The sequence below is a fragment of the Pantoea folii genome (assembly GCF_056678875.1).
The window spans coordinates 21,571-31,460 of sequence record NZ_JBWXON010000033.1; the positions used below are offsets into that span (position 1 = coordinate 21,571).

At 53.5% G+C, this 9,890-nt stretch carries 9 protein-coding genes and 1 pseudogene; 4 read left to right on the forward strand and 6 right to left on the reverse strand.

What is annotated here, in order from left to right:
- Nucleotides 1-22: 22 nt before the first annotated feature.
- The 6 genes from rng to csrD all read right to left on the reverse strand — a co-directional run bounded on the left by rng (nucleotide 23) and on the right by csrD (nucleotide 7,049).
- Nucleotides 23-1,492: a ribonuclease G gene (gene rng, locus AC1MDE_RS25310; protein ID WP_038644369.1), complete on the reverse strand. Its 1,470-nt coding sequence runs from the start codon at nucleotides 1,490-1,492 to the stop codon at nucleotides 23-25.
- Nucleotides 1,482-2,075, reverse strand: coding sequence for a Maf family protein (locus AC1MDE_RS25315; RefSeq protein ID WP_480345175.1), 594 nt, complete (start codon nucleotides 2,073-2,075; stop codon nucleotides 1,482-1,484). The genes rng and AC1MDE_RS25315 overlap by 11 nt, the downstream gene beginning before the upstream one ends.
- Nucleotides 2,076-2,083: 8 nt before the next feature.
- Nucleotides 2,084-2,572, reverse strand: coding sequence for a rod shape-determining protein MreD (mreD, locus tag AC1MDE_RS25320; RefSeq protein WP_034830875.1), 489 nt, complete (start codon nucleotides 2,570-2,572; stop codon nucleotides 2,084-2,086).
- Nucleotides 2,569-3,603 carry a rod shape-determining protein MreC gene (gene mreC / locus AC1MDE_RS25325; protein WP_034830877.1) on the reverse strand — a complete coding sequence of 345 codons (1,035 nt, stop codon included), beginning with the start codon at nucleotides 3,601-3,603 and terminating at the stop codon, nucleotides 2,569-2,571. The genes mreD and mreC overlap by 4 nt, the downstream gene beginning before the upstream one ends.
- A 145-nt stretch (nucleotides 3,604-3,748) precedes the next feature.
- Nucleotides 3,749-4,792 (reverse strand): rod shape-determining protein MreB, encoded by a 1,044-nt coding sequence (gene mreB / locus AC1MDE_RS25330; protein ID WP_007891976.1) that lies wholly within the window; start codon nucleotides 4,790-4,792, stop codon nucleotides 3,749-3,751.
- Nucleotides 4,793-5,102: 310 nt separating this feature from the next.
- The gene (gene csrD / locus AC1MDE_RS25335; RefSeq protein WP_160834438.1) at nucleotides 5,103-7,049 is read right to left on the reverse strand and encodes an RNase E specificity factor CsrD; all 1,947 of its coding nucleotides are present in this window, start codon (nucleotides 7,047-7,049) and stop codon (nucleotides 5,103-5,105) included.
- Nucleotides 7,050-7,376: 327 nt separating this feature from the next.
- Here csrD and msrP point away from each other — a divergent pair, with 327 nt between their 5' ends.
- From msrP to AC1MDE_RS25355, 4 genes and pseudogenes are all read left to right on the forward strand, one after another.
- Nucleotides 7,377-8,381 carry a protein-methionine-sulfoxide reductase catalytic subunit MsrP gene (gene msrP, locus AC1MDE_RS25340; protein WP_034831065.1) on the forward strand — a complete coding sequence of 335 codons (1,005 nt, stop codon included), beginning with the start codon at nucleotides 7,377-7,379 and terminating at the stop codon, nucleotides 8,379-8,381.
- Complete coding sequence (msrQ, locus tag AC1MDE_RS25345) at nucleotides 8,382-8,984, forward strand: protein-methionine-sulfoxide reductase heme-binding subunit MsrQ (RefSeq protein ID WP_034831066.1); 603 nt, start codon at nucleotides 8,382-8,384, stop codon at nucleotides 8,982-8,984. It begins immediately after the preceding gene.
- Between the two features lie 232 nt (nucleotides 8,985-9,216).
- Nucleotides 9,217-9,669: a type II 3-dehydroquinate dehydratase gene (gene aroQ, locus AC1MDE_RS25350; RefSeq protein ID WP_058959566.1), complete on the forward strand. Its 453-nt coding sequence runs from the start codon at nucleotides 9,217-9,219 to the stop codon at nucleotides 9,667-9,669.
- A 21-nt stretch (nucleotides 9,670-9,690) separates the two neighbouring features.
- Nucleotides 9,691-9,890 (forward strand): annotated as a pseudogene (locus AC1MDE_RS25355) (acetyl-CoA carboxylase biotin carboxyl carrier protein); the annotation flags it as partial.

Here is a 9,890-nt window from a genome sequence, read left to right on the forward strand (position 1 = left end):
TAACGGCGTTCAGCCTCACGACTTACATCATGACGACGTCAAACTGCTCCTGAGTATAGAGCGGCTCAACATGGACTTTAACCTGCTTACCGACAAAGATTTCCACTTCAGCCAGCGCATGTGACTCTTCGCTTTTTAACGCCTCGCCCACTGCCGGGGAAACATAAACGAGGAAACGATCGGAATCATAAGCATGATGAACACGCACGATTTCGCGCATGATTTCGTAGCAGACCGTTTCCACCGTTTTCAGCGTGCCGCGCCCTTTGCACACCGGGCAATCGGCACAGAGCACATGTTCAATACTTTCCCGCGTGCGTTTGCGCGTCATTTCCACCAGACCGAGCGCCGAGAAGCCGTTGATACCGGTTTTCACCCGATCTTTGCTCAGCGCACTTTCCAGCGAATGCAGTACGCGGCGACGATGGTCGTCATTACTCATGTCGATAAAATCGATGATGATAATGCCGCCCAAATTGCGCAGACGCAGTTGGCGAGCAATCGCCTGTGTGGCTTCAATGTTGGTGTTGAAGATGGTTTCGTCGAGATTACGATGCCCAACAAATGCACCGGTATTGATATCGACGGTGGTCATGGCTTCGGTTTGATCGATGATCAGATAGCCGCCCGACTTGAGTTCAACCTTGCGCTCCAGAGAGCGCTGGATTTCATTCTCAACATCAAACAGATCGAAGATTGGCTGTTTGCCGCTGTACAGCTCCAGCTTGCTGGCCATTTCCGGGATATATTCGCCGGTAAATTCCACCAGCAGATCGCAGGTCAGACGTGAATCAACGCGAATGCGATCCAGCGCTGCGCCGGCAAAGTCGCGCAACACGCGCTGTGCCAACGCTAACTCGCCGTACAGCAGACAACGCGTCTGGTTACGTTTCTTACGCTCGCTGACTTTGGTCCAGAGACGCTTGAGAAACGCGGCATCCTGCGCCAGGTCTTCCTCGCAGATGCCTTCGGCGGCAGTACGAATAATGAAGCCGCCGAGGTCGTCGCAGTAGGCGGAAACGACCGCTTTCAAGCGATCACGCTCCGCTTCGCTTTCAATACGCTGGGAAACACCCACATGCGATGCGCCTGGCATAAACACCAGATAACGTGAAGGCAGCGTAATATCAGTGGTAAGGCGCGCGCCTTTGGTGCCGAGCGGATCTTTCACCACCTGTACCACTAAATCCTGGCCGGGGCGCACCAACTCACTAATATCGCGTACGACAAAGTTTTTCTTCTCATCACCCGCCACGCATTCGGTGTGCGGCATGATGTCAGAAGCGTGCAGGAAGGCGGCTTTATCCATGCCAATATCAACAAACGCGGCCTGCATGCCGGGCAAAACGCGGCTAATGCGACCTTTATAGATATTCCCTACGATACCGCGCCGTGCTTCGCGCTCAATGTGAATTTCCTGCAGAATGCCGCCATCAATATAGGCAACACGGGTTTCAGAAGGTGTAACGTTAACCAGCAGCTCAGCCGTCATCTTGTCCCCTTAACGCACGCAGTGACTGAAAGTGGCTCAGCAACTCATTGGTTTCAACCAGCGGTAATCCCACTACGGCGTGATAGCTTCCATTAATCTTGCGGACAAAATTGCCGCCCAGACCCTGTATTCCGTACGCGCCGGCTTTGTCCATCGGCTCGCCGCTGGCAATATAGTGCGAGATTTCTTCTGCCGTGATATTGCGGAATGTCACGTCAGTGGTGACAAGGCAATCCAGCTCGCGTGCACTGTCAGCCAGCGCGACGACGGTCATCACCTGATGCGTTTGCCCGGAGAGTTGACTCAACATCTGCGCTGCGTGTGCAGCATCGCGCGGCTTTTCCAGCACATCGTTGTTAAGGACCACGATGGTATCTGCACCCAGCACCGGTAAATCCCGCGGCGCGACCGCCACACCTGCGCGCGCTTTGTCCAAAGCCAGACGGCGCACATAAACTTCCGCCGCTTCCTCTGGCTGGCGCTGCTCTTCAACGTCGGTAATCAGGCGCTCAAATTGCAGCCCAAGTTGCGTGAGCAGTTCACGTCGACGCGGTGAACCGGATGCGAGATACAGGCTTATCATAGTCTTCCTTACTGAACAGCGAACTGTCGGCGAATCTTTCTCATTAATAAGAATAGCCAGGGCCATAGAATGCCGTCGACCACACTGCTCCAGAAGATTTCCGGGCGGAATGAGACGTTGATGACCAGGAATTCAGCCCAGAAAACAATGACATCCACCGCGAGCGACAGCACCATAACCATTAATGCCTGCTGCCACAACGCCAGATTTCGGAATAGCTGAAATTTGAAGGCCACCAGATACGCGATGATGCTGAACGCCAGCGCGCGCACCCCCAGCGTCGAACCGGCCACCAGGTCCATCACGGCCCCTAAAAAGAAGCCTGTACCAACATTAACCCGGTGCGGTAATGCCAGAACCCAGTAAACCAGGATCAACAAAAGCCATGAAGGCCGGAACATGTAGATTTGTTCCGGCCAGGGCATGATTTGCAGAATGAGGGCAATCAGAAAGGACAGCCAGATAACCCATCGGCCCTGGCTGCGATATCGACTCAAGGCTGGCCTCCGCGTGTGTTCGCTGGGATCCCTTGCGAACGACTGCTGTTAGCGGGTGCCGGCGGCCCCATTTGCTGCGTAGGCTGCATCATATCCGGTGCCGGTGGGCCCATTTCGCCTGCTGGCGGCAAGACCTGCGGCATCATCTGCATCAGACGCTCATTCGCCACGCGGTGAACTTCATCTGGTGCCATTGGCATGTCGCCATTCTTATCCGCGCCCCACAACAGCAGCAGGTAACGCAGACGTTGCAGGCCTGCCGTCGGATGCGCCTGAATCACGGTGTAGGCACGTTGGGTATCGACTTTCACGGAAGAGACCACTCCAACCGGGTAGCCTTCAGGGAAACGCCCGCCGAGACCTGACGTCACCAGCACATCGCCGACACGAATGTCGGTGTTGCCCGGCAGATGTTCCAGCTGCAAATCTTCACTGCAGCCGTTACCCGCCGCAATCACGCGAATATCATTACGTAACACCTGAATCGGCAACGCATGCGAAGCATCACAAATCAGCAGTACACGGCTGGTCACCTGACCCACAGCCACCACCTGACCCACTACACCTTTATCACTGATTACCGGTTGGCCTTCGTAAACACCGTTTACGCTGCCTTTATCGATAACCACCTGATCGGTATACGGATCGGTGCCGGTTGAAATCACCTGGGTCACCATCTTGTGCTCATCCTGACGCAGTGGCGAGCCGAGCAGCTCACGCAGACGTGCGTTTTCCTGCTTGTATTGCCCCAGCATCAGCAGGTCACTGTTTTTCAGGAAGAGCTCACGGCGCAGCGCTTTGTTTTCCAGCTCGAGCTGCTGGCGTGAAGCCAGCGTTTCTGAGACGCCGTCAAGAAGCTGTCGCGGCCCATTGGCCAGAAAATAAAATGGACTTACCGACGTGTCCAGGTAGTTGCGGATCTGGGAGAAGGAGCTCACGCGGCTGTCTGCGATAATGATCGCGATAGCCACAATGACTGCCAGAAAGAGACGCAACTGCAGGGAAGGCCCCCTGCTAAAAATCGGCTTCATAAATTCTGCGTGTTCCTCGACATCAGGGAAGAAGCGCCAGTCTTATGACTAACGCCTCCAGGGCTGGACGCATCTCGCCGTCGTGCGCAGCGTCGATAGGCGCGACTCCCTGCGCAATTTGACCACGGTCTCAGCCGATGAGGATTTACTCCTCGCTGAACAAATCGCCGCCGTGCATGTCGATCATTTCCAACGCTTTACCACCGCCGCGCGCGACGCAGGTCAGCGGGTCCTCTGCAACGACAACCGGAATACCGGTTTCTTCCATCAGCAGACGATCCAGATTGCGCAGCAATGCGCCACCACCGGTCAGCACCATGCCGCGCTCGGAGATGTCAGAAGCCAGTTCTGGTGGGCACTGTTCCAGCGCGACCATTACTGCGCTCACGATACCGGTCAACGGCTCTTGCAGCGCTTCAAGGATTTCATTGGAGTTCAGGGTAAAGCCACGCGGTACACCTTCAGCCAGGTTACGACCACGTACTTCAATTTCGTGTACTTCATCACCCGGATAGGCAGAACCAATGCCGTGCTTGATACGTTCCGCAGTGGCTTCACCAATCAGTGAACCGTAGTTGCGGCGCACATAGTTAATGATAGCTTCATCGAAGCGGTCACCACCGATACGTACAGAAGAAGAGTAGACCACGCCGTTCAGAGAGATAACGGCAACTTCAGTGGTACCACCACCGATATCCACCACCATCGAACCGGTTGCTTCAGATACCGGCAGGCCTGCACCAATTGCGGCAGCCATCGGCTCTTCAATCAGAAACACTTCGCGCGCGCCTGCACCTTGTGCAGATTCACGGATAGCACGGCGCTCAACCTGAGTGGCGCCAACCGGTACGCAGACCAGCACACGTGGGCTTGGACGCATAAAGCTGTTGCTGTGCACTTGCTTAATGAAGTGCTGGAGCATTTTTTCAGTCACGAAGAAATCGGCGATCACGCCATCTTTCATAGGACGGATGGCCGCGATGTTGCCTGGAGTACGACCCAACATCTGCTTGGCGTCATGACCTACGGCCGCAACGCTCTTTGGCGAACCGGCACGATCCTGACGAATGGCAACCACGGAAGGCTCGTTCAGCACGATGCCTTGTCCTTTTACGTAAATCAGGGTATTCGCGGTACCCAGGTCAATGGACAAGTCATTGGAAAACATGCCACGAAATTTTTTAAACATACTAAGGGATAATCCTGCAAGCTGGGGGCGGAAAATAAAATCCGCCTACTTTACCAACCACGCGAAGCCGCTACAAGGCGCAAAAACGTTCTGCTTCGGTGAAAAAATACGCTGAATAATTTTTTGGGCCGATTCGCTTATCCCTGGCCGCCGTTAAATAGCGCTAAGCCGCCCTATTAAACGTAAATTCCCCCTTAATCACCGGGCGAATTTCGACATAAAATCTAACATTTCCAGCCATCATAAGCGCGGACGTAATCCCCCAAAGGGCAGAAAAAGGCCCCTCAGCGCCACTTTACTGGCTGAAGACCTAAATTCGATAACGTTGTGAATGTTTTTTCACGTTACTGTTCACCGGCAATGATGGGGCAAAGAAGTCGCCCTGCCCACCTGCCACGCCCAGATTCGCCAGCGTTTGCCACTCCGCGCGCGTGCGCACGCCCGCAGCAAAAACTTGTGTCGAGGTGGATTTGCACACTTCCAGTAAACTTTGCACAAATAACTGGTTTTCAGTACGACGTTCAATATTACGTACCAGCCCCGGATCGAGTTTGATCACTTCGATTGGGAACTGCTTGATATAAGCACTGCTCACCACGGTCATGCCCGCCTGATCCACCGCCACACGGCAACCAAACGCGGTCAACATTTGGAAAACCGGCACTAAGCGATTGATGTGTTGACAAACATCAGCCTCAGCAAGTTCAAATAAAAAACGTTTTCTTTGCGATTTTGTACATTGCAGCAAAAGCTTTTGCAGCCAGCGCTGGAATGGACGCTGTAATAAGGAGTCAATATTGACGGGTAACGCCAGCGTTTCATCAGGCCACACTTCAGAGAGTGCCGCGATTCGCGTCACCAGTTGGCGATCCCAACTGTCGGTCAAACCCAGTTGCAGCACCAGTGGCATAAACTCGGCCGACACCACTTCTTTATCACCATCGAACACGCGCGCCAGCATTTCACGGTGGTGCACTTTGCCATCCAGCAACACAGCCGGTTTTTGGTAAAGACGTGGGCCGCCGCGATTAAGCGTGTTTTCCAGCAGCGTTCGCCAGCGCACACTACCACGTCCCATGTCTAAGGTATTGCCTTCACCGACTGACCAACTGTTACCGCCCTGCAAGGCGGCACGACGGGTCGCCATCTCGACATTTTCCATCACCTGCGGCACAGTTTCTCCGCTGCGCCACGCGCTGATGCCAATGTGGATTAAATCATCGCGATCGACCATACGCATCGGCGGCAATGAGTCGACCGCGTTGATCAACTGATCGGCGATACTGTTGGCCTCTTTGAGCGTGCGGTGCGGCAATAACACGGCAAAATCGCTGCGGAAGTAGCGTGCCAGTAAAGCGCCTGGATATCGCAGAACAAATGTCGACAGCATATTAATCAGGTCAAACAGGTATTCATCCACCAGCGTTTGGCCCAGCGTTTCATGCAGCGTGTCGAGATCGGGCAGGCGCACCATCATCACCACGCCATGCGTGCCCACATCTTCCTGATCTTCCAGCAGCGTGGCTAACTGGTTATCGAAGAACAGGCGGTTATTCAGGCCGGTGCGTGAATCCTGTGCGGCAAACGTACGGATAAGCGTATCAATGCGCAAGCGCTGCTCGCCCGCTTCCTGAAGATCGTTAAGTAAAGTGTCAATAGCGCGACTGGCTTTTGGCGGCCATTCGGCATAATGGCCGACGTAGGGCACGCGCTCCCCCGCCAGAATACGCTCGGAGCGAGCTTCTAAACGCTCCATGTGCTGCCAGCGACGATTGATCCAGCGATGCGTCATCACCAGTAAAGCCGACATAATCGCCACCACGCTGAGCAGGACAATCAGCGTATAGGCACCGGTAAAGGAACGGAACCAGGTTTTCGCAGGATCGAGTACCACTACACGCAACTCAAGGCCGGGAGAGTGCACTAACGGAAGATCGAACTGAATAAAACGATTCGGCTCATCTTCGAGCATAGGATTTTCATGGCGAGCGAGTTGAAACACCACGGTATTGCCGTTATGCATCTCAATCTGTTCCGCATTGATCACCGGCATGATGCGCGTCAACCACTGCGTCAGTTCTTGTGGCGATTGCGTTGTCAGCGCTTTATCGACTTCGGTCGCTAGCGTATTGACGCGTGTTTCAACGCGTTGTTGCGATAGCCAGATAAAACTAAAAGCGCAGCCGACCAGCATCAATAACATTGCCAGTAAGCTTAATAATGTAATAAACGCAGAAAACTTAGTTGTTAATCGCATCCCTGTGCCTGTATCACTGCGGTACTAAACGGTCGCCATCCGACGGCGCCAACCTGCTCATTGGCGTAAACCTGAGCAAAATAGCACAAAACATCGTCTGAATCAGCGCCAGACGCGCATCAAATTAGGCGGTGCGCCATGCTAATCGGACCTGCGGCGCGAGTATAGCCGCAAAGTGTGATGGCTTGCGTTTCACACGGACTTTTTCGTCCTATTCTCAACAGAGCCCGCTTGCCAGGAAATTTCATATTTTTCCGGGCAAAGTGGCGTGTCCAGCGCGAGTTGATCATGCTGAGTACAACACCACCTTTTTCGCCGGAGAATGCCATGAAGCTGAAGCAATACCTTACCGAATCCGACGTGACGCCCGAGAGCATCTTTAATATGCGCCGCCGTCAGGTGTTGAAAGCGCTGGGATTAGGCGCCGCTGCGGCAAGTTTACCCGGCGCGGCGCAGGCAGATGTGCTGAGCTGGTTTAAAGGCAATGACCGTCCACCTGCCCCCGCAGGTCGCGATCTGCAATTTACCAAACCCGCGCAGTATCAGGCCGATCTGCCGATGACACCGTTTGACAAGGTTTCTGGCTATAACAACTTTTATGAGTTTGGTCTGGATAAAGCCGATCCAGCTGCCAACGCCGGCACGCTGAAAACTGAGCCCTGGCAGTTGCGCATTGAAGGTGAAGTGGCGAAACCGATCACGCTGGATATGGACGACATCTTTAAACGTTTTGCCATGGAGCAGCGTATTTATCGCATGCGCTGTGTTGAAGCGTGGTCGATGGTGATCCCTTGGGTGGGCTTTGAGCTGAATAAATTACTCAAACTGGCTGAACCCACCAGCAATGCCCGCTTTGTCGCCTTTCAGACGTTATATGCTCCGGACCAGATGCCAGGTCAGAAAGATCGCTTTATTGGCGGTGGGCTGGATTATCCGTATGTGGAAGGGTTGCGTCTTGATGAAGCGATGCACCCTCTCACACTATTAAGCACCGGCGTGTACGGTAAAGCGCTGCCGCCACAGAATGGCGCCCCGATTCGCCTGACGGTGCCGTGGAAATACGGTTTCAAGGGCATCAAATCCATCGTTAAAATCACCCTGACGCGCGACCAGCCTCCTACCACATGGAACCAAATCGCCAATAACGAATATGGATTTTATGCCAACGTTAACCCCCATGTGAATCACCCGCGCTGGTCGCAGGCCACCGAGCGTTTTATTGGTTCCGGCGGCATTCTGAATGTCGAACGCCAGCCAACCCTGCTGTTTAACGGCTACGCTAAAGAGGTGGCTTCACTGTATCGCGGGCTCGATTTACGGGAGAACTACTGAGTGCGACTGACGTTACGCCATATCACCCTTTTAAAAGTGGTGCTGCATCTCGCGGCTTTCCTGCCGTTTGTGTATCTGTTTATGGCAGCCAGCCAGGGTTGGTTAAGTGCCGACCCGGCGAAAGATATCCAGCATTTTACCGGCAGAATGGCGTTAAAGTTGCTTTTAGCGACGCTGCTGGTGAGCCCACTCACGCGTTACCTGAAACAGCCTCTGCTGATTCGCACACGCCGCCTGCTCGGCGTGTGGTGTTTTGCCTGGGCATGTTTGCATTTGACCAGCTATTACCTGCTGGAACTGGGTTATAACCACCTGCAACTGCTAGGTAGTGAGATCGTTTCACGTCCTTATCTGTTACTGGGTATGATCTGCTGGCTGGTGCTGTTTGCCCTCGCCATCACCTCATTTCAACGTGCCCAACGTAAGCTTGGCCGTCGCTGGCAAACCCTGCACAACGGCATCTATCTTGTCGCGATCCTCGCACCTATCCACTATCTTTGGTCGGTGAAAGTCTTCTCCCCGCAGCCCTGGATTTATGCGCTGGTGGCTTTAGTGCTGTTAGGTTGGCGTTACAATAAGTTGCGTAAACTTCTGCATCGATAATCCCCGCATGGTTGTCTTCCTGCTGTGAAATCTGATAAAAGGTGTGGCCTTCGGGCCGCATCCGATCAACTTCGCAGATAAGACCAGTATTTTGCTGCGAATTGCGACGAAACGGATATAATGCCCGGCTTTATTGCAAGCGAAGTCGTCTTTTTCACTCTCAGGAGTGACAAACGACAGATGTCGCGGTATTTTACGCGATGCCTTACTGATTGCAGGAGATAGCAGCAAGATGGCGCACGAATTTCACATACTGCTTTTAAACGGCCCCAACCTGAATTTGTTGGGAACGCGTGAGCCTGAGAAATATGGGCACACCACGTTGGCAGAAATTGTCAGCGATTTGACCCAGCAGGCCGATCAGCACCATGTGAAATTGAGTCATTTGCAATCGAATGCAGAGTTTCAGTTGATTGATCGTATTCACGAGGCCCGTGGCAATGTGGATTACATCATCATCAACCCGGCTGCATTCACGCATACCAGCGTTGCACTGCGTGATGCCCTGTTGGCGGTTAGCATCCCTTTTATTGAGGTGCATCTCTCGAACGTGCATGCACGTGAGCCGTTCCGACATCACTCCTATCTTTCTGATGTATCTGCTGGCGTCATTTGTGGACTTGGCGCTGATGGATACTCATGGGCTTTACAAACGGCAGTAAAACGCCTGTCACATTCCAATTAAACAGAGTACGGAACCACACTCATGGATATTCGTAAAATTAAGAAACTGATCGAACTGGTAGAAGAGTCTGGCATCTCCGAGCTGGAAATCTCTGAAGGCGAAGAGTCAGTTCGTATCAGCCGTTCACCTGCGAACGCTGGCTATCCGGTCATGCAACAGGCTTATGCTGCGCCAGTGATGCAGCAGCCTGCGCTGGCGACCGCCGTTGCACCTGCAGCCGC

What these genes read in the sequence shown, in the direction of transcription:
- rng (WP_038644369.1), bottom strand. Translation starts at nt 1,492, where the DNA reads ATGACGGCTGAGCTGCTGGTTAACGTTACACCTTCTGAAACCCGTGTT.
- AC1MDE_RS25315 (WP_480345175.1), bottom strand. Translation starts at nt 2,075, where the DNA reads ATGATAAGCCTGTATCTCGCATCCGGTTCACCGCGTCGACGTGAACTG.
- mreC (WP_034830877.1), bottom strand. Translation starts at nt 3,603, where the DNA reads ATGAAGCCGATTTTTAGCAGGGGGCCTTCCCTGCAGTTGCGTCTCTTT.
- mreB (WP_007891976.1), bottom strand. Translation starts at nt 4,792, where the DNA reads ATGTTTAAAAAATTTCGTGGCATGTTTTCCAATGACTTGTCCATTGAC.
- csrD (WP_160834438.1), bottom strand. Translation starts at nt 7,049, where the DNA reads ATGCGATTAACAACTAAGTTTTCTGCGTTTATTACATTATTAAGCTTA.
- msrP (WP_034831065.1), top strand. Translation starts at nt 7,377, where the DNA reads ATGAAGCTGAAGCAATACCTTACCGAATCCGACGTGACGCCCGAGAGC.
- aroQ (WP_058959566.1), top strand. Translation starts at nt 9,217, where the DNA reads ATGGCGCACGAATTTCACATACTGCTTTTAAACGGCCCCAACCTGAAT.